The following is a 17,969-nucleotide window of genomic DNA, read 5'->3' as shown; positions in this document are numbered from 1 at the left end:
TCAACACATGACCTGCTGTACGCCGCCCACGCACGCGCCGAGTGAACCACTCGGCGCCGGGGCCGAAACACTCCCTCCGGGAGTGTGGGAAGACCGGGGGTTGGACTCGTTCGCCGCTTCGCTCGCGGTGCGCGCCTGCCGGAAGGAACGTGTGTGAGCCGGATCTCGGTTCGGGGGATAGCCGTGGCGTCCGCCACCGCTGTCACGGCCGTTGGCGCCGTCGTCGGATTCAGTGGCACGGGCGTTTCCGCGTCCGCCGACGCCCAGACGGTAGACGAAGCGAGCACCACGAAGCTTCTCGAGGTTCCTGCCGCCCCCCAGGCGCAGCAACTGAGCACTGGTATCACCCACCAGGCCGACGCGCAGACCGCCGCCTACGACGAGGCGCAGCGGGTCCAGGCCGAGGAGGCCGCCCGGGTCAAGGCCGAGCGCGACGCCGCCGAGAAGGCCGCCGCGGAGAAGGCCGCGGCCGAGAAGGCGGCGGCGGACAAGGCCGCGGCCGACAAGGCGGAGGCCGACCGCAAGGCCGCCCAGGAGCGCGCGGCGCGTTCGGACAACCGCGGCGCGGTGGAGAAGGTGTCGGCGTCCGCCGCCGATGCCCAGGCGATCGCCAAGTCGATGATGAGCGCGAGCGCGTACACGTGCTTCAGCAACATCGTCACGAAGGAGAGCGGCTGGCGGGTCGACGCGACGAACAAGTCGTCCGGCGCGTACGGCCTGATGCAGGCGCTGCCCGCGAGCAAGTACGCCTCGGCCGGCTCCGACTGGCGGACCAACCCCGCGACGCAGATCAAGTGGGGCCTGAGCTACATGAACGAGCGCTACGGCAGCCCGTGCCAGGCGTGGACGTTCTGGCAGAGCCACCACTGGTACTGAGTGGGCCGCGAGTCGATCGACTCGCCCATGAACACGGGTCGAGCCCCGCACGCCGTCCGGCGCGCGGGGCTCGATCGTGTCCGGGGCCGACCGGGACTCAGATGCGTTCGATGATGGTGCCGGACGCGTTGGCGCCGCCCGCGCACATCGTCACCAGCGCGAACTGCTTGTCGGTGCGCTCGAGTTCGTGGAGCGCGGTGGTCAACAGTCGACCGCCGGTGGAGCCGACCGGGTGGCCGAGCGCGATCGCGCCGCCGTTGACGTTGACCTTGTCCAGGTCGGCCTTCTGCACCTGGGCCCAGGACAGTACGACGGACGCGAACGCCTCGTTGACCTCGAACAGGTCGATGTCGGACATCGACATCCCGGAGCGGGCGAACAGCCGCTCGGTCGCGTCGTTGGGACCGTCCAGGTGGTAGTGCGGGTCGGCGCCGACCATCGCCTGGGCGACGATCCGCGCGCGCGGACGCAGGCCCAGCGCGCGGGCCTTGTCCTCGTCCATGATCAGCAGCGCGGCGGCGCCGTCGGAGATCTGCGACGAGTTGCCCGCGGTGTGGATGCCGTCCGGCAACACCGGCTTGAGCTTGGTCAGGCTCTCGATCGTGGTGTCCCGCAGACCCTGGTCGCGGTCGACCAGGACGGTCTCACCGGTGGGCTTGCCCTCGGCGTCCAGTACGGGGGCCTCGACCGTGATCACCTGCGACGTGAACCGGCCCTCTTCCCACGCGCGCTTGGCGTTGGCCTGCGAGCGTACGCCGAGCGCGTCCACGTCGGCGCGGGTGATGCCCCGGTTGCGGGCGATCCGCTCGGCGGCGGTGAACTGGTCGGGCAGGTCGATCGCCCAGTCCTCCGGCTTGGACTTCTGGCCGGGCTTGGCGGTGTGCCCGAGCGGGTTGCGGCTCATCGACTCGATGCCGCAAGCGACTCCCGCGTCGATGGCGCCGGTCGCGATCAAACCGGCGATCAAGTGCACCGACTGCTGGGCGGATCCGCACTGGCAGTCGATCGTGGTGCCGCCGGTGCGGGTCGGCAGTCCGGCGTACAGCCACGCGTGCTTGACGATGTCGCCCGACTGCTCGCCGGCCTGGGTGACGCAGCCGCCGATCACCTGGTCGACGAGTTCGGCGTCGATCCCGGCCCGTTCGATCAATCCGCGCTGGGCGGCGGCGAGTAGCTGCACCGGGTGCAGACCGGCGAGCCGGCCGTTGCGCTTACCGATGGGCGTGCGCACGGCTTCGACGATGACGGGGTTGCCCATGAGGTCGCTCCTAGCGAGTCCTGTGTGGCCGGTCCTCGGGGCCGGGCCACGGGTGGCGACGCATTGATCCAGCCTGATCTCACCCTGCCCCAGGTGTATGACTAAGTCAAGGATATGATCGGGGTGACACCGGGGCTCTCGATCCTCCCGGAACCTGGGAATCTCCCGATCGCCTGCTCCGCTCGATCCGGGCGCCCCCGCGCCGCGCCGGATCGCCCCCGTGCCCTTGCGGCGGGTGGGTTCGTTGAGGCCGGTGGGGCGGAGAGGGACTACCGGAACGTGAGATTCCGCATGGGATTCCCAGGCGTACTACGCTTGGCACGTGTTGAGCGATCGAGCGGGTGCGGAGCGTCACATCAGGCCGCGAGCGGATCGACGCGCGGAGATCATCAGACACGCCTGTGCGCTGTTCGCCAAGCGGGGCTACGGAGCCACCACGGTCCGCCAGATCGCCGAATCCGCCGACATGCTCTCGGGCAGCCTGTACCACCACTTCCCGTCCAAGGAAGCGATGTTGCTGGAAGTGCTCGACACCTTCTTCGCCGACATCATGAGCCGCCAGCGGGCCACCGTCGAGCGCGGCGACGAGCCGATCGCGACGCTGCGCGGTCTGCTTCGGGACAGCCTCGAAGTGATCGGCAACAGCCCCGACGCGGCGATCGTGGTGGTCGGCGAGTCGCGGCGACTCTCCCGCAGCGAGGGCTTCGTCTGGCTCTCCGATCGCACCGCCGAGGCGTCCATCCTGTGGGGCCGGGTGCTGCGCCGGGGCATCGAGGACGGCAGCCTGCGTCGGGACCTGCACCCCGTACTGCTGTCGCTGATGCTGCAATCGGCGGTGTGGGGGATGGCGCAGTGGTACCGGCCGAGCGGGCGCTACGACCCGGACGCGGCCGCGGGACGTCTGGTGGACGTGTTCGTGCGCGGCATCGTGCGGCCCGGGCGCTACGCCTCGCAGCGGATCTGCAATCTGCTCGGCCCGGCCCGCTACGCGGCGCCGACGCTGCGTCGGGTCGGCCCCGTCGAGGACGCCAGGGTCGAGGTCGAGCGTCGGATGGCCCGGGTGCCGCGCCGGACCGACGCGCGCACCCGGATTCGGATCGCCTCGAACCTGCTCTTCGAACAGGACGGGTACGCGGGCACCACGGTGCGTCGGATCGCCGACCTGGCCGGCGTACCGGTCGGCAGCCTCGCGCATCACATCGGTTCCAAGGAGCAGTTGCTGGCCGAACTGCTCGGCGAGTTCCTCGGCGACCTGCGCACCGCGTTCGACAAGGACGCGGCCGCGCGGCCGACCCCGGTGGAGCGGTTGGCCGGGCTGATCGGGCGGACCGTGGAGGCGCACGCGTGCCACGGCGTGTCCACCGTGCTGGCGATAAACGAGGTGCGCGGCGACGAGTTGCCGGCGAGCCGACTGGCCGCGCAGCGCGCGAAGGTCTCGGAAACCTGGACCCGGGCGCTGTCCGCCGGCATTCGCTCCGGCGACTTTCACCCGGACCTGGACCCGGTGTTCACCCAGCGGGTGCTGCGCACGGCGATCTCGACCGGGAGTCGGATCTATCGCGGGATGGGCGTCCGGGACGCGGTGGGGCTGTACCGGGAGGTCGCGTTGGTGGGGATGGGGGCGGCGTGAGCGCGCGGTATGGGGTGTCGGGGCCCGGACCCGGGCCCGGACCGGTTCGGCTTCGGCGGGTGACTCGGCTGCGTGGGCTGACCCGGCTGTGGTGGGCGACGGGTGCCTTGTGGGTGACCCGTTCGCGGTGGGTGATTCGCTCTCGTCCGGTGTCCCGCTCGCGCGCGCGGCGATGAGCGCGCGGCGCGGGCGCGGACGCACGAGAGCCCGCCCCCGGATGGGGACGGGCTCTCGTGATTTTCCGGCGTTGTGGTGCCATGGTGCCGTGGGGTGTTCGCCGGTGGGCGATCAGGGCGTGCTCAGCCCTGGTCGGTCTCCAGCGTCACGCCGACCGCGTGGATCACGGCGGCGATCTTGATCGCCTCCTGGATCGTCTCGCGGGGCACGCCCTCCTTGCGCAGGACCTGCTCGTGCGACTCCAGGCACCGGCCGCAGCCGTTGATCGCCGAGACGGCCAGCGACCACAGCTCGAAGTCGGCCTTCGGGGCACCCGGGTTGGCCATCACGTTCATCCGCAGCCCGGCACGGAGGTTGCTGTACTCCGGGTCGCCGATGAGGTGCATCGAGCGGTAGTAGACGTTGTTCATCGCCATGATCGCGGCAGCGGCCTTGGCGGCGGTGAACGCCTCGTCGGACAGTCGGCTCTTGGCCTCGGGTTCGAGTTCGGCGACCACCTTCGGGCTACGCGTGGCGATGGCGCAGGCGAGGACGGTGCCCCACAGCGTCTGCTCGGCGAGCTTCGAGTTGCCGACGACCGAGCCCAGGTTGAGCTTGAGGTCCTTGGCGTATTCGGGCAGAGCGGCCTTCAGGACGTCGAGACCCATGGATCAGGCGTCCATCAGCTTGGCGGCGTCGAGGGTCTCGCCGCCCTTCTGCCAGTTGCACGGGCACAGCTCGTCGGTCTGCAGCGCGTCGAGGACCCGCAGGACCTCGTCGGGGTTACGGCCCACCGAGCCGGCGGTGACCATGACGAACTGGATCTCGTTGTTCGGGTCGATGATGAAGACCGCGCGGTCCGCGACACCGTCGGCGTTGAGCACGCCGGCGGCCGAGGACAGCTCGCGCTTGAGGTCGGACAACATCGGGAACGGCAGGTCGGTCAGGTCCGGGTGGTCCTTGCGCCAGGCCAGGTGCACGAACTCGGAGTCCACGGATACGCCGAGCAGCTGCGCGTCGCGGTCCTGGAAGTCCTCGTTGAGGCGGCCGAACGCGGCGATCTCGGTCGGACACACGAACGTGAAGTCCTTCGGCCAGAAGAACACGACACGCCACTTGCCGTCGTAGGACTTGTTGGTGATCTGCTCGAAGGCCTTGTCCGCCTCCAGCGACACGACGCCGGTGAGGTCGTACTCGGGGAACTGGTTACCGACAGTAAGCACTGGATCTCCTCCGCGAAGGGGCCGGACTGGCAGGTTCACCAGCCCGGTCGGACGTACGGTGATCACGATGCCACGGCCAAATTGATAGATGAAATAAGCAATGCCTCAACCATTGATCGTGATCACCTATCAGTGCGTGCGTGGCGGGAAATGCCCAGCTCAACGCACACGCTCGCACGTTCGACCGCCGATCGGGGGTCACCGTGGGCGGCGGAGGAGGAGCATACGCGCCGATCGGTCGAACACCGAATCGGGACATTGCGATGATCTTGCGATCGACGGGGCGGGCGTTGGCGGGCCTGCGTCGTGTGCGCCGAGTGGGTGACGGGCTGGCTTACGCATGGTGATGGGGGCGGCGGCGCTACGGCGAACCTGGCATCGCCGCGCCGGGATCGTTCGGCGCGGCTCCTGTGGTCACGTACGCCCGCTCGCCTGCGCGTCGGGGGCGAACGGCGGGTCGTCCCACTCGGCCACGGGACCGGTGGGCAGGTCTCGTTCGAGGTCGGCGAGCAAGGCGAACCAGGCGGGACCGGTGGGTGGTTGCACGGTGGCGAGGGTGCCGTTGGAGACCGCCCACAGTTCGGTGATCTCCCCTGGCGGGCGGCGGGCCGCATCGTCCTTGCCGACGTAACGCACCCGTCGATACAGGCGCGGGGGTGGGAGTCGGAGGACCACCAGGGCCGGCAGCCGACACGTGAACTCGACCCCGCTCTTGGCGCGCAGGTAGGCGCTTCGCCCGTTCACGGCGGTGAGGATGCCCTCGCGTCCGGTGTGGCCGTCCCGACACCACGCGTCCCGATAGCGCGCGACGAACGCGGCGGCCTTTGCAATCTCCTCGCCGGTCGACCATCCCGCGACCCGTTGCGTCGGGGTCATGGCATGCGTGGTCGTCGCCTCGCCCGTCCCGTCGGGGACTGCGGCCCGGAGCGGGCGGTCGAGGCGCACGAGCGCGGTCGAGGTGCCGAAGACCGTCCACACGACGGCGGCGGATGCGCCCATTGGCTTGGGAACGGCCCGACCAGGTCCGGGAATCGGCAGCCGCATCCGCCGATCCGGCACCCGTTCGAGCGCCGAGCGACCGCCCGAGTCGCGCCGGCCGATACCTGCGAGATCATCTGTCATCGTTGACCCGTGTCCTCTCTGTTTGTGTTGGGCACGCCGGGGGTGGGGTCAGCTGTCCAGGTCGCCCCCACCCCCTCCGCCCGTCCCGTGATGTGGGGCGGGGCGGCGTAGGACCTCGGTGCGCGGGGAGTGTCACGCGCGCAGCGAGGCGACTTTCAACGGCCGTGTGTGCCGGTGACCGTCGCGGATCGTGGGTGCGTCCGTGATGGGCGGCGCGCGATCGCCACGGCGAACCACACGTCCTTCCCGGCCGCATGCACCACATGGCCGTTGGCGCAGGCGAGCGCCTCCACGCGCACCAGCCCGCGCCCGCCCTCGGCGTCCAGGGCCGGATCTGCGCAACGCCGGGGCGGACGGGGGTACTTGTCCCCAACAGCCACCAGAAGTCGATTCGCAGTCGACAGCCGCCAGACCCGCACCCGAGTCGCCCCACCGGCATGCCGAACCGCGTTGCTGTGCAGTTCGGCAAGACACACCCGAACCTCGAAGGCGGTGTCGCAGTCGCCCCCGACGAATCCGACGACGCCGTCCACGAGCCCCCGCAGCGACTCGGCATCGATCCGCGTGGTCAGCCGGGCTATCAACTCCGCTTCGGGCGTGGGTTGGGCGTCTTGGTCGAGAAGGGTGAGGGAGAGGCTGGACGGCGATGAACCCATGCATCACTCCTGGTGCGAGTCGCTAGAGCCATCTCGCGCAGAGTGCGAGATTGCGGACCGTGCGTGAGTGGCGACGCAGCCTGAGCATGACTTGTCAGGAATGTAAATTGCAAGTCGTAACTAGAAACTCGACAACTTTGGCGCTGTGATGGTCTCTCCAGTCACACTGCTGCCTGGAACTCGCATGCGAGGGGGATGAGATGGCTGACGCGCCGACCGTGCGGCGAAGGCAACTGGCAAGCAAGCTGTTGCGGCTGCGTTTGGCCGCAGGGCTCGATCAGGCTGATGTGGCGGCCCGGTTGGAGTGCGACGACTCGAAGGTGAGTCGCATCGAGACGGGGCGCTCGGGTGTGCGGCCCAGCGACTTGCGCATGATGCTCGACCTTTACGGTGTCGACGATCCCAACGAAGTCGAACAGATGGTGAAGGCCGCCCGTGAGTCGCGGCGTCGGGGTTGGTGGGTTCAATACTCGCTGGGGAAGACGTTCGCGTCCTTTGTGAGCCTGGAGGAAGAGGCCACCGCGATCCGAGTCTTCGAGACCCAGTTTGTGCCTGGACTGCTCCAAACCGAGGGATACACGCGAGCGATCTACAAGGTCTCCGAGCGGGTCACGGACCCGGCTCAGGTGGACGCCTTGGTGCGGGTGCGTCAGCAGCGGCAGGTAAATGTCTGGCGCGAGGGCCGAACCGTCGAACTGTGGTTCGTCATTGGGGAGGTCGCCCTCCGGCATGCCATCGGTGACGCGAGTGTGCGGATCGAGCAACTCCGCCACCTGATTGAGTTGTCCGACCTTCAGCACCTCGAGATCCAGGTGCTGCCGCTTGTTTCGAGTCTCTACGCTGCCATCGAGGGTCCGTTCAACCTGCTCAGCTTTCAGGCGGGCGAGCCGGACGTTGCCTATGAAGACACAAGTACGAGCGGGCTCTTCGTCGAAGACCCGGCAGATGTTGCGAACTTCGACCGGGCCTTCAGGCGGATCACGGCAGGTGCGTTGCCGCCGAGCGAGTCCCGTGAACTCATCGAAAAAATAGCGAAGGACCTGAAATGCGCGTAGGGGACTCCGGAATGCTCGGAAGCCAGTGGCGGAAGTCGAGCTACAGCGGTGGTGGGGAGTCCTCCTGCGTCGAGGTTGCATCCTTCGGGCGCTTCGCCGGCGTGCGTGACTCGAAGGTAGCCAACGGTCCGGCCCACCTGTTCACTTCCGCCGCTTGGGTCTCGCTCCTGAGGGTCATCCAGGAGTAGGCGGTCCCGAATGCCTATGGCCTCCGTGGTTACGGAGGGCTCTTGCCTGCTGACATGGCATCGGCGTCACTCGAAAGAGTGGTGCACTCGATTTCGGGTCACGATTTGTGTTTTACCTCTTGCGGCATGGGCTTCACCGAGCCGACACTCACAGAAAGTATCCGCTGCATCACGAGAGGTGTTCGCATGGGCAGCGACCCGCAGAAGGGCAACAAGGACAACGACAGCAACAGCGGGAACAAGCACGGAGGGAAGGGGCCGGGGGAGCACGGAAACCCCAGCGACGGCCAGAATCCGGCACCGGCGCAACCGAAGCCCTGAGGACGAGATGACGCAGGACGAGATCAGCCCCGAGGCCGGACCGGATGGACTGGCCTCCGAGCTCATCGCGAGCGGCGTACTGGCCGACGAATGGGCGTCGGCCCTCCGAGTCGCGCCTCGACACCTCTTCGTGCCGGACGTGATCTGGCCGGGGAGCGGAAACGGTGTGCGGCATGGGGGCCGTCTGGTTCGTCAGGACGATCCCGACGCGTGGTGGGCGAGCGTGCACAGCGACGTACCGATCACGACGCAATGGGACGACGGCACCTACGACGGACTCGGAACGGGCGTGCTCCCTTCGTCTTCGAGCAGCATGCCGACCATGGTGTTCACCATGCTCAACGCGCTGGGCGTCGAGGACGGCGATCGAGTCCTCGAAATCGGCACCGGGACGGGGTGGAACGCGGCGCTGCTCTCCGCCCGCGTCGGCGCCCGAAACGTCGTCACCATCGAAGTCGATCAGGACGTTGCGCACTCGGCCCGCAAGCGCCTCGCATCGGCAGGCTTCGAGCCGCGTTGTCTCGTGGGCGATGGTCGGGTGGGACGCGCAGACCTCGCCCCGTTCGATCGGGTGATCGCCACCGCGTCCGTGGGCCACATCCCGCCTGCCTGGACAGCACAGACACGACCCGGCGGAGTCGTCGTGACGCCATGGGGTCCGTTCTACGGTGGCGAAGGAATCGCCCGCCTCGTCGTCGGCCGAGACGGTTCCGCATCGGGCCACTTCGTTTCGTCCTCGGCCTTCATGCGGATGCGCCAGGAACGCAAGATCGAGCCCCCGCGCTCGCGCTACCTGACCGACCCATGGCCCGCAGCCGCCGAACGCGCGGTGACCACTCTCTCGCCCGACGATGTCGGCGATTGGATCGCGATGTTCGCGATCGGCGTGCAGGTCCCAGGCGTCTTCCTGGACATCACCGGCGGCGGAACCAGTGGTGACGAGCCCTACCGCCTCTGGCTGTTCGACACGGACGTCACCAGTTGGGCAACCGCCGACCACATTCCCGGCGCCGACAGCTTCGAAATCGCCCAATCCGGCCCACGCCGCCTGTGGACCGAACTCGAAACCGCCTGGCGCTGGTGGGACGACCAAGGTCGCCCCGACTTCCACCGCTTCGGCCTCACCGTCGACGCGACCGGCACCGAACAACTCTGGCTGGACGACCCGCGCAATCCCGTTCCCCTCCGACACCACTGAACCCCGGCGAACCCCGCCCTCGTCGAACCCCCCCGTCCGCCCAGTGCGACCGAGAGGCAACGTGGATTCGGTAGCTGCGGAACTCGACATGCGCATGATCGAGCGTCTCGACGGCGGCAGGCTCACCACCCGTCGAGCAGCTTCGGGTCGTGGTCACCCACGAGGGCCAATCGATCAGCCCTGGCCGAGATGATCGGTGATTGCGTTTCCTCGCGGCAAGCTCTTGCCGAGCAGGTCGCCGCGAAGGGCGGGTCCGTCGATCCGGCGTGGCGCGCGGCGGTTGAGGCGGTTCCGCGTGAAAGCTTCCTCGGTGGTGCCGTGTTTCGGCCCAGTGGGAGTCGGTGGGAGCCCGTTCGGCGGGCGAAGGTGGGCGAGGACGCGTGGATGCGGCTCGTCTACTCGGATGAGACGTGGGTGACCCAGGTGGATGGGGTTCATGTCGCCGACGTCGAAGGGCCGGTGGCGGGCAGCCCCACATCCTCGTCGACATTGCCGTCGTTGGTGGTGCGGATGTTGGAGGTGGCGGGCATTCGGGACGGTGACCGGGTGCTGGAGATCGGGACCGGGACGGGATACTCCACTGCGATTCTGTGCCATCGGCTCGGGGACGTGAACGTCACGTCGATCGAGTACGACCCCGGCGTCGCTCGGCAGGCTGCCGGAAATCTTCGCGCGGCCGGGTATGAACCGAACCTCGTAGTAGGTGACGGGCTTCTTGGCCATGAAGCGGGGGCCGAGTACGACGCGGTCATCGCCACGTGTTCGGTGCGGCATGTCCCGGTCCCGTGGTTGTGGCAGGTGACCGACTCCGGCAGCGTCACGACCACCCTCGGCGGATGGTTGCCCGCCTCCGGGCTGGTGCGGCTCACCCTCGGCGACGACGACATCGCTTCGGGCCGGTTCGTCGGCGACACGGTCTCCTATATGCTCGCGCGCCCACACGAGCGGCCGCCCCATCCCGTTTTCCATCGGTATGAGGGCATGACCCGCGATTGTCGCGTCGATCCCGACCTGATCGAGGGGTGGACCGGAGCGTTCGTTGCCCAACTGGCGGCGCCATCCGCAGAGTTGATGACTTCGGCGGACGGTTTGATCCTTTGGGACGTCGCTACCGGGTCGCAGGCTTGGACCGAGGAAACCGGCGGCGGCCACGTCGTCCATCAGCATGGCCCGCTTCGGTTGTGGGATCAGGTGGAGGATGGGCTCACCGCGTGGCAGGAGGCCGGTTCGCCCGACCAGTCCGAGTTCGGGCTCACCGTGGCTGCCGACCTCACCCAAACCGTTTGGATCATCGGGCCTGATGGTCCCTCCTGGCGGCTTCCCGTTTGAAAGGGTGCCTCGTGCGGCGCGGGGCCCGGGCGCCGACGGCTCATTCGCCGAAGGACGCAACTGTTCACCGGCGCCCGGGAAACCACGCTCCGATCAGTCTCACATCGGGTGGGTGCGCCAGAAGTCGACCGCCTCCAGGAAGGTGGGATCGGTGACCACCCGGAGCACCTGCTCGTTGCCCACCGGGGGCGCCGAGTCGGTGCGCTCGTCCCGGAACAGCGTGAACATCACCTGGGCACCGTGATATTCGAAGTGCGCGATCGGGGTGGACGGGGCCGCGACCGCTCCCTTGTCACCGGTTTCGCCGCCCTTCGTGGTCGCGATGTGACCCACCGAGATCACGCTTCCGTCCGGCAGCCGCCCGTCGACGCACGGAAGCGGCGGGTTCTGCGGCGCCCGCTCGGCGCACGGCTTGTTTCCGGCCAACCAGGCGCCGTCGCCCGGCCCGGCCTGCGCCGTGGCCCCGGCCGGGTCGATCTGCGAGTCCACCCGGACGGTGATGTTGTACGTCTTGTCGCCCGAGACCAGCCGGTAGGAGTTCATGCCGTCGTCCGGGATCACCATCCGGCCCGCGTCCGCGGGCAACAACCCGGTGAGCACGTCCGCGAGCTTCTGCTTGAAGGCGTAGCGCAGTTCGGCCTCGGCCCGGGTGGGTTCCTTGACCTTGCCCTTCTCCGTCGGCGGGACGTGCACCGTCGGATACGCCGTCGTCGGCGCGGCCAGCGGCTGGTCCGTGGGCCAGTTCGCCGGGATCAACGGCAACTCGCCGGACCGCGAGCCGCCCGCCCGGGTCGTGTCGGTGCCGGCCCACGGCGCGAGCAGCAGGGTCGGCACGGCGATCGCGGCGACCGAACCCAGGCCCACCGCGCCCATCACCGCGCGCGAGCGCAGCCGGAGCCGGCGGCCCCGGCGCACCGCGCCCGGGACCAGGTCGGGCAGCGGAGGCAACTCCGCCGTGGCTCGATCCAGCACCAGCCGAAACTCCCGATCCGTACCACCCGTACCGTCCGTACCGTATTCACGTGGCATGGCGATCCCTCAGCTTTCCGTCGCGTACAGGTGGAGGTCTCCGAGTTCGGCCCGGAGTTTGGCCATCGAACGGGCGCACTGGCTCTTGACGTTGCCGGTGCTACAGCGCAACAGTGCGGCGACGTTCTCCACGCTCAGGTCCTCCCAGTAGCGCAGGATGACCATCACGCGTGGCTTGGGCGGCAGCGTCGCCAGTGCCGCGAGCAGGGTCAGCCGCAGATCCGGGTGCCCTTCGACCGTGTGCGTCTCGGAGGCCAGTTCGTGCGCCGCCCTTTCCCGCCGCCGGCCGCGCTGCTCGCTCAGGAAGGTGCGGCTGAGCACGGTCTTGGCGTACGCGTCCAGGTTCTCCGCGCGGCTCGCCCGCCTCCAGTGCCGAAACAGCTTGGCCAACGTGGTCTGGGCCAGGTCCTGGGCCCGGTCGGCGTCGCCGCACAACAGGTACGCGGTGCGATAGAGCTGATGTTGGCGCGCTCGCGCGTACTCCTCGAAATCTCGCTGTCCCGCCGTCGGCATCTGTGCCCCCTTGGTGTCACCCCGTTCAGAGCAGCCGACGGGCGAAAGGGTTGCAGCCGGATCCGCGCGAATCCGAAAAAGAAAGCGGGCCCGACCGGAGTCGGGCCCGAGCGTGGTGGTTCGGCTAGGCGATGCGGACGTTGTCCGCCCAGTCGTCCGGGAGTTGCGGCAGCGGCCAGGCCGGGTTCGGACGCCAGTTCTCCCATCCCTGGTCGAACGGCGCGCCCCAGGCCCGGATCGCCTCGACCGCGGCCCGGCCCTCCGCCTCGATCGCCGCGACCTGCTCGTCGGTGAGCCGACCCGCCTCCCGGGAGGCGGCCAGTTCGTCCTGGTCCTTGTACTCCCAGCGCCGGTCCGGGGTGACCCACACGTCCAGCACGTGGTCCTCGGTGTCCACGCCGCCGGCCCACCGGGTACGCGGGCGTTCGAGGTTGACGTACCAGCCGGAGAAGCGCCAGTCGGCCTGCCAGAACAGCCAGACCGACCACGGTTCGCCGGGCCGGGCCAGCATCAGCACCCCCGTCCCGGTCCACTCGACGATCGAGGGGATCCGGCCGAGTCGGAATCTGCGTTCGATCGGGGCCGTGCGGATATCGGATCCGTCCGGCAACATCGGCTTGACCCGTGAGGTGCCGCCGGCCAGCCAGACGGCGAGCTGGTCCGGGTCGTCGCGGACGACGGTCACCGGACGACAGTCCAGGACCTGATCGCCGCGCAGATAGCGCCACAACACCTGGTCACCGGGAGACCAGGTGCCGGCCGCGTGACGGGGATCCTCGAAGTGCTCGTGTATGCGCAGGATGTTGGACATGACCTTGATTTACCCAGCGCCCGTGACACCTGACCGTGAGTCATGTTACGGGTGGGTCATCATGCGAAGAACATCACGGGTGTGGGCGTACACACCCGTCGCCGTGTGTGCGTCGCGTGACGCGTGGGGTCACGGTCGGGTCATCCCGAGCACGTCCAGCGCCGCGTCGAGTTCGGCCTCGGTCAGCCGCCCCTCGCGCACGTGCCCGCGCTCGATCACCACCTGCCGGATCGTCTTGCGCTCGGCCAGCGACTGCTTGGCGATCCGCGCCGCCTCCTCGTAGCCCAGGACGCGGTTCAGCGGGGTGACCACCGACGGCGACGACTCGGCGTACTCGCGCATGCGCTCCACGTCGGCCTCGATGCCCGCCACCGTGCGATCGGCCAGCACCCGGGTCACGTTGCCCAGCAGCCGGATCGACTCGAGCAGGTTGCGGGCGATCACCGGCAACATCACGTTGAGCTCGAAGTTGCCCGCCGCTCCGCCGAAGGCCACCGCCGCGTCGTTGCCGATCACCTGCGCGACCACCTGGCCGACCGCCTCCGGGATCACCGGATTGACCTTGCCCGGCATGATCGAGCTGCCCGGCTGCAGATCCGGCAGGCGGATCTCGGCGAGCCCGGTGCGCGGCCCCGAGCCCATCCAGCGCAGGTCGTTGACGATCTTGTTCAGGCCGACCGCGATGGTGCGCAACTGGCCGGACAGCTCCACCAGCGCGTCCCGCGCGCCCTGCGCCTCGAAGTGGTCGCGCGCCTCGGTGAACGCCAGTCCGGTGGAGGCCGCGATCTCCGCGATCACCCGCGCCGAGAACCCCGGCGGGGTGTTGATGCCGGTGCCCACCGCGGTCCCGCCCAACGGCAGTTCGACCACCCGCGGCAGGCTCGACTGCAACCGCTCGACGCCGTAGCGCACCTGCGCCGCGTACCCGCCGAACTCCTGCCCCAGGGTCACCGGTGTCGCGTCCATCAGGTGTGTACGGCCGGACTTGACCACGTCGGCGAACTCGGTCGCCTTCGACTCCAGCGTGGACGCCAGGTGGTCGAGCGAGGGAATCAGCGCGTGGGTGACCGCTATCGCCGCCGCGATGTGGATCGAGGAGGGGAACACGTCGTTGGACGACTGGGACGCGTTGACGTGGTCGTTGGGGTGGACGTCCCGACCCAGGCGCTCGGTGGCCAGGGTGGCGAGCACCTCGTTCATGTTCATGTTCGAGGAGGTGCCCGAGCCGGTCTGGAACACGTCCACCGGGAACTGCTCGGCCCACCGGCCGTTCACGACCTCGGCCGCGGCCTGCTCGATGGCCTCCGCGACGTCCTTGTCCAGCACGCCGAGTTCGGCGTTGACCCGCGCCGCCGCGCCCTTGATCCGGGCCAGCGCCTCCACGTGCGCGGGCTCCAGTCGTTGCCCGGAGATCGGGAAGTTCTCGACGGCGCGCTGGGTCTGCGCGCGCCACTTGGCGGCGGCGGGCACCCGTACCTCGCCCATCGAGTCGTGCTCGATCCGGTATTCGCCGGTCGGACCTGCGGTCGGTGCTGCCTCGGACATCGCTGCGGCCTCCTAGAAAGCGTTCCCAGGGCCACAACGGCTCGTCGGCCCGACCTTGTTCCTGACGAGGTGACCCGACGGGTGGCTACCCGATCACCACGACGTGCAACGTGCGCGGCCCGTGCACACCCTCCACCCGGCGGAGTTCGATGTCGCTGGTTGCCGAAGGGCCGGAGATCCAGGTCTGCGGCCGGCGCGGATCCAGCCGGGCGATCGCCTCGGGCACGGTGCCCACGATCTGGTCGGCGCGCACCACGCACAGGTGGTAGTCGGGCAGCAGGGTGAGTACCCGGCGACCCTGGTCCGGGCCGGTGTCCAGGACGATGGTGCCGGTCTCGGCGATGGCGAGCGCGCATCCGGTGGCCACCGCGTCGATCTCGCCGAGCGTGTCCCGGCTCAGCTCGGGCGAGTCCACCACCAGATCGACGCCGAGCCGGGCCAGCCAGGACAGCCGCCTCCCACGGGGCACCACCAGCCGGGTCACGCCCGCGCGGCGCAGCAGCTCGCTCGTGCCCAGCAGCAGGTCGTGGGCGTCGTGCGCGCGCAGCACGGCGGCCTCGTAGTCGGCGACCCGCTCGGCGAACCGGCCGACCACGTCCAGGCCCACCGGACGCTCGCGCCGGTACGCCCGACGCACCGGCGGCGGCTTGGGTCGGTCGTCCAGGGCGGTGCGCAACCGGTCCAGGATCACCGTACGGGCCTCGCGGTCCGCCTCGTATCGCTCCACCGTCATTCCTCCAGACCACCGTCGGTGCGCTTGTGCCAGGTCCGGAACGACTCGGGCGGCGGCGCCGGCGCGTCCCGGTCGGCGAACCACGCACCGAGCGGGCCGGTGAACCGTTTCGGCAACGGCACCCGACCGATCACCCCATGCCTGGTGAACCGCGCGCCGACCCCGGCCACGTGTTGCGCGAAGCCGATCCGCCACGGCTTCTCGAAGGCCCACCGCACGGCCTTCATGCCGGCGTCCTCGGCCCGGTCGTGCGGACCGCGCCCGCCGTCCACAACCTGTGCACGAAGGTGCACGAGCACCTCGGGGATGTCGATCCGCACCGGACAGGCGTCGAAGCACGCGCCGCACAGCGAGGACGCGAACGGCAACGACGCGGTCTGCGCGTCCACCCGGTGCCTGGCGATCCCGCGCAGCTGCGGGGTCAGGATCGCGCCGATCGGCCCGGGATACACCGACCCGTACGCGTGTCCCCCGGTGCGCTCGTACACCGGGCACACGTTCAGGCAGGCCGAGCACCGGATGCAGCGCAGCGCCTGCCGGCCCACCGGATCGGCCAGCACGTCCGAGCGGCCGTTGTCGAGCAGGATCAGGTGGAACTCCTGCGGCCCGTCGCCGGGCGTCACCCCGGTCCACATCGAGGTGTACGGGTTCATCCGCTCACCGGTCGAACTGCGCGGGAGCAGTTGCAGGAACACCTCCAGGTCGCCCCACGTGGGCAGCAACTTCTCCACACCCAGCACGGTGATCAGCGTTTGCGGCAGGGTCAGGCACATCCGCCCGTTGCCCTCCGACTCGACCACGCACACCGTGCCGGTCTCGGCGATCGCGAAATTGCCGCCGGAGACCGCGACCTCGGCCCGCAGGAACTTCTCCCGCAGATGCCGGCGCGCGGCGGTGGCCAGCGCACCCGGCTCGTCGCTCAGCCGCTCCGGCGCGGGCCGGCCCACCTTGCCCATCTCGCGGACGAAGATCTCCCGGATCTCGGCCCGGTTGCGGTGGATCGCGGGCACCAGGATGTGCGACGGCAGGTCCTCGCCGAGCTGCACGATGAGCTGGGCCAGGTCGGTCTCCCACGCGTGGATACCGGCCTCGGCCAACGCGTTGTTGAGCTCGATCTCCTCGGTGGCCATCGACTTGACCTTGACCACCTCGTCCACGCCCTTGGCCCGGACGATCTCCACCACGATCGCGTTGGCCTCGGCCGCGTCCCGGGCCCAGTGCACGACGCCGCCCGCCGCGCGGACCGACACCTCCAGACGTTCGAGGTGGGCGGGCAGCCGGGCCAGTACGTCGTCCTTGATCGCCTCGCCGGCGCGCCGGAGCAGTTCCCAGTCCGGCAGTTCGGCGACCACCTCGTCGCGCCGGGCCCGGATGCTGTGCGTGGCCTCGCGCAGGTTGGCCCGCTGCACGTCGTTCGCCAACTCGGCGCGCGCGGCTTCGGGGAAGGGCGGCATCCCGACGAACGTGGGTTCCCTGCGTACGGGCGCGGTCATCGCGTCACCTCCGGTCCGTGGGCCCGCGCCGCGTCGAACCCGGAATCGGCGCCCAGGGCCGGCCCGTACGGCGGCACGTCCGGCAGCGCCGCGGTGTGCGCCAGGATGTCCGCGAGGTGCAGGACCCGAATGCCCGCGTGTTGCCGCGAGGCGAGTCCGCCGATGTGGGTCAGGCACGAGTTGTCGCCCGCGCACAACACCTGGGCGCCCGATTCCAGCACCGCGGCCACCTTGTCGTCGCCCATCGCCGCCGAGGTCTCCGCGTTCTTGACCGCGAACGTGCCGCCGAACCCGCAACACTCGTCCGCGCGCGGCAGGTCCACCAGGGTCAGGCCGCGCACCGCGCGCAGCAGCCGGGTCGGTCGGTCGCCCACCCGCAGCAGGCGCAGCGAGTGGCAGGTGGGGTGGTACGCGACGCTGTGCGGGAAGTAGGCGCCCACATCGGTCACCCCGAGCACGTCGACCAGGAACTCGCTGAACTCGTACACCTTGGCCGCTACCCGCGTGACGCCGGCCGGCAGCGTGCCGCCCGCCTCGCGGGCCACGCTCGCGTGGTACTCGCGCACCATCGCGGTGCACGACCCGGAGGGCACGATCACCGCGTCGTAGCCCTCGAAGGCGTCCACGAAGGAACGCACCAGCGGCACCGCGTCCTTGCGATACCCCGCGTTGAAGTGCATCTGCCCGCAGCACACCTGGCCGTACGGGAACTCCACCTCGTGTCCGAGGCGCCGCAGCACCCGGACCACGGACTTGCCGGTCTCCGGGAAGAGCGTGTCGTTGAAGCACGTGATGAAAAGGGCAAGGCGCACAATTGACCTCCTCGGTCGACT

General features: G+C 69.4%; 18 protein-coding genes. 6 read left to right on the top strand and 12 right to left on the bottom strand.

What is annotated here, in order from left to right; translation table 11 throughout:
* Window positions 1–153 precede the first annotated feature (153 nt).
* A complete protein-coding gene (locus ACZ4FV_RS02140) occupies window positions 154–876 on the top strand; it encodes an aggregation-promoting factor C-terminal-like domain-containing protein (RefSeq protein ID WP_395870350.1) in 723 nt (240 codons plus the stop codon).
* Window positions 877–973: 97 nt separating this feature from the next.
* Here ACZ4FV_RS02140 and ACZ4FV_RS02135 read toward each other — a convergent pair whose 3' ends face one another.
* Window positions 974–2,134, bottom strand: coding sequence for a steroid 3-ketoacyl-CoA thiolase (locus ACZ4FV_RS02135; RefSeq protein WP_465321609.1), 1,161 nt, complete (start codon window positions 2,132–2,134; stop codon window positions 974–976).
* Window positions 2,135–2,456: 322 nt separating this feature from the next.
* Between ACZ4FV_RS02135 and ACZ4FV_RS02130 the strand changes: the two genes are divergently transcribed.
* Window positions 2,457–3,764, top strand: coding sequence for a TetR/AcrR family transcriptional regulator (locus ACZ4FV_RS02130; protein ID WP_395870354.1), 1,308 nt, complete (start codon window positions 2,457–2,459; stop codon window positions 3,762–3,764).
* Between the two features lie 299 nt (window positions 3,765–4,063).
* Here ACZ4FV_RS02130 and ahpD read toward each other — a convergent pair whose 3' ends face one another.
* From ahpD to ACZ4FV_RS02110, 4 genes are all read right to left on the bottom strand, one after another.
* Window positions 4,064–4,588: an alkylhydroperoxidase, AhpD family gene (gene ahpD / locus ACZ4FV_RS02125; protein WP_465321607.1), complete on the bottom strand. Its 525-nt coding sequence runs from the start codon at window positions 4,586–4,588 to the stop codon at window positions 4,064–4,066.
* 3 nt (window positions 4,589–4,591) lie between these two features.
* Entirely contained in the window at window positions 4,592–5,143 is a 552-nt protein-coding gene (locus ACZ4FV_RS02120) for a peroxiredoxin (protein ID WP_078976832.1), read from the bottom strand.
* A 414-nt stretch (window positions 5,144–5,557) separates the two neighbouring features.
* Window positions 5,558–6,265, bottom strand: a complete 708-nt coding sequence (locus ACZ4FV_RS02115; RefSeq protein WP_465321606.1) for a hypothetical protein — start codon at window positions 6,263–6,265, stop codon at window positions 5,558–5,560.
* A gap of 155 nt (window positions 6,266–6,420) precedes the next feature.
* A complete protein-coding gene (locus ACZ4FV_RS02110; protein ID WP_465321605.1) occupies window positions 6,421–6,921 on the bottom strand; it encodes an ATP-binding protein in 501 nt (166 codons plus the stop codon).
* A 200-nt stretch (window positions 6,922–7,121) separates the two neighbouring features.
* On the opposite strand from ACZ4FV_RS02110, the gene ACZ4FV_RS02105 reads away from it, so the two are divergent.
* The 4 genes from ACZ4FV_RS02105 to tgmC all read left to right on the top strand — a co-directional run bounded on the left by ACZ4FV_RS02105 (window position 7,122) and on the right by tgmC (window position 11,012).
* On the top strand, window positions 7,122–7,976 hold the full coding sequence (locus ACZ4FV_RS02105) for a helix-turn-helix domain-containing protein (protein WP_465321604.1): 855 nt from the start codon (window positions 7,122–7,124) through the stop codon (window positions 7,974–7,976).
* Window positions 7,967–8,164 (top strand): DUF397 domain-containing protein, encoded by a 198-nt coding sequence (locus ACZ4FV_RS02100; RefSeq protein ID WP_465321602.1) that lies wholly within the window; start codon window positions 7,967–7,969, stop codon window positions 8,162–8,164. Before ACZ4FV_RS02105 ends, ACZ4FV_RS02100 begins: the two co-directional genes overlap by 10 nt.
* Window positions 8,165–8,492: 328 nt before the next feature.
* Window positions 8,493–9,683: a methyltransferase domain-containing protein gene (locus ACZ4FV_RS02095; RefSeq protein WP_402233921.1), complete on the top strand. Its 1,191-nt coding sequence runs from the start codon at window positions 8,493–8,495 to the stop codon at window positions 9,681–9,683.
* Window positions 9,684–9,872: 189 nt separating this feature from the next.
* Window positions 9,873–11,012 carry an ATP-grasp peptide maturase system methyltransferase gene (tgmC, locus tag ACZ4FV_RS02090; RefSeq protein ID WP_395870369.1) on the top strand — a complete coding sequence of 380 codons (1,140 nt, stop codon included), beginning with the start codon at window positions 9,873–9,875 and terminating at the stop codon, window positions 11,010–11,012.
* Window positions 11,013–11,111: 99 nt separating this feature from the next.
* Here the strand turns inward: tgmC and ACZ4FV_RS02085 are convergent, their stop codons facing one another.
* From ACZ4FV_RS02085 to ACZ4FV_RS02055, 7 genes are all read right to left on the bottom strand, one after another.
* Window positions 11,112–12,041: a hypothetical protein gene (locus ACZ4FV_RS02085; RefSeq protein WP_465321601.1), complete on the bottom strand. Its 930-nt coding sequence runs from the start codon at window positions 12,039–12,041 to the stop codon at window positions 11,112–11,114.
* A gap of 9 nt (window positions 12,042–12,050) precedes the next feature.
* Window positions 12,051–12,554 carry a SigE family RNA polymerase sigma factor gene (locus ACZ4FV_RS02080; protein WP_402233925.1) on the bottom strand — a complete coding sequence of 168 codons (504 nt, stop codon included), beginning with the start codon at window positions 12,552–12,554 and terminating at the stop codon, window positions 12,051–12,053.
* 124 nt (window positions 12,555–12,678) lie between these two features.
* The gene (locus ACZ4FV_RS02075; RefSeq protein WP_395870373.1) at window positions 12,679–13,365 is read right to left on the bottom strand and encodes a ribonuclease FAU-1 family protein; all 687 of its coding nucleotides are present in this window, start codon (window positions 13,363–13,365) and stop codon (window positions 12,679–12,681) included.
* Between the two features lie 129 nt (window positions 13,366–13,494).
* Entirely contained in the window at window positions 13,495–14,910 is a 1,416-nt protein-coding gene (locus ACZ4FV_RS02070) for a class II fumarate hydratase (protein WP_402233927.1), read from the bottom strand.
* Window positions 14,911–14,995: 85 nt separating this feature from the next.
* The gene (locus ACZ4FV_RS02065) at window positions 14,996–15,643 is read right to left on the bottom strand and encodes a lactate utilization protein C (RefSeq protein WP_395870377.1); all 648 of its coding nucleotides are present in this window, start codon (window positions 15,641–15,643) and stop codon (window positions 14,996–14,998) included.
* Window positions 15,640–17,136 (bottom strand): lactate utilization protein B, encoded by a 1,497-nt coding sequence (locus ACZ4FV_RS02060; RefSeq protein ID WP_465321600.1) that lies wholly within the window; start codon window positions 17,134–17,136, stop codon window positions 15,640–15,642. The genes ACZ4FV_RS02065 and ACZ4FV_RS02060 overlap by 4 nt, the downstream gene beginning before the upstream one ends.
* On the bottom strand, window positions 17,133–17,948 hold the full coding sequence (locus tag ACZ4FV_RS02055) for a (Fe-S)-binding protein (protein WP_395870381.1): 816 nt from the start codon (window positions 17,946–17,948) through the stop codon (window positions 17,133–17,135). Before ACZ4FV_RS02055 ends, ACZ4FV_RS02060 begins: the two co-directional genes overlap by 4 nt.
* Window positions 17,949–17,969: the final 21 nt, after the last annotated feature.

The organism is Embleya sp. NPDC025285 (assembly GCF_055558835.1).
This window is presented reverse-complemented; position numbering and strand designations above follow the sequence as displayed.

Coding starts and splice junctions, on each gene's coding strand:
- ACZ4FV_RS02135 (WP_465321609.1), bottom strand. CDS start 2,134: ATGGGCAACCCCGTCATCGTCGAAGCCGTGCGCACGCCCATCGGTAAG.
- ahpD (WP_465321607.1), bottom strand. CDS start 4,588: ATGGGTCTCGACGTCCTGAAGGCCGCTCTGCCCGAATACGCCAAGGAC.
- ACZ4FV_RS02115 (WP_465321606.1), bottom strand. CDS start 6,265: ATGACAGATGATCTCGCAGGTATCGGCCGGCGCGACTCGGGCGGTCGC.
- ACZ4FV_RS02110 (WP_465321605.1), bottom strand. CDS start 6,921: ATGGGTTCATCGCCGTCCAGCCTCTCCCTCACCCTTCTCGACCAAGAC.
- ACZ4FV_RS02105 (WP_465321604.1), top strand. CDS start 7,122: ATGGCTGACGCGCCGACCGTGCGGCGAAGGCAACTGGCAAGCAAGCTG.
- ACZ4FV_RS02100 (WP_465321602.1), top strand. CDS start 7,967: ATGCGCGTAGGGGACTCCGGAATGCTCGGAAGCCAGTGGCGGAAGTCG.
- ACZ4FV_RS02095 (WP_402233921.1), top strand. CDS start 8,493: ATGACGCAGGACGAGATCAGCCCCGAGGCCGGACCGGATGGACTGGCC.
- tgmC (WP_395870369.1), top strand. CDS start 9,873: ATGATCGGTGATTGCGTTTCCTCGCGGCAAGCTCTTGCCGAGCAGGTC.
- ACZ4FV_RS02085 (WP_465321601.1), bottom strand. CDS start 12,041: ATGCCACGTGAATACGGTACGGACGGTACGGGTGGTACGGATCGGGAG.
- ACZ4FV_RS02080 (WP_402233925.1), bottom strand. CDS start 12,554: ATGCCGACGGCGGGACAGCGAGATTTCGAGGAGTACGCGCGAGCGCGC.
- ACZ4FV_RS02075 (WP_395870373.1), bottom strand. CDS start 13,365: ATGTCCAACATCCTGCGCATACACGAGCACTTCGAGGATCCCCGTCAC.
- ACZ4FV_RS02070 (WP_402233927.1), bottom strand. CDS start 14,910: ATGTCCGAGGCAGCACCGACCGCAGGTCCGACCGGCGAATACCGGATC.
- ACZ4FV_RS02065 (WP_395870377.1), bottom strand. CDS start 15,643: ATGACGGTGGAGCGATACGAGGCGGACCGCGAGGCCCGTACGGTGATC.
- ACZ4FV_RS02060 (WP_465321600.1), bottom strand. CDS start 17,136: ATGACCGCGCCCGTACGCAGGGAACCCACGTTCGTCGGGATGCCGCCC.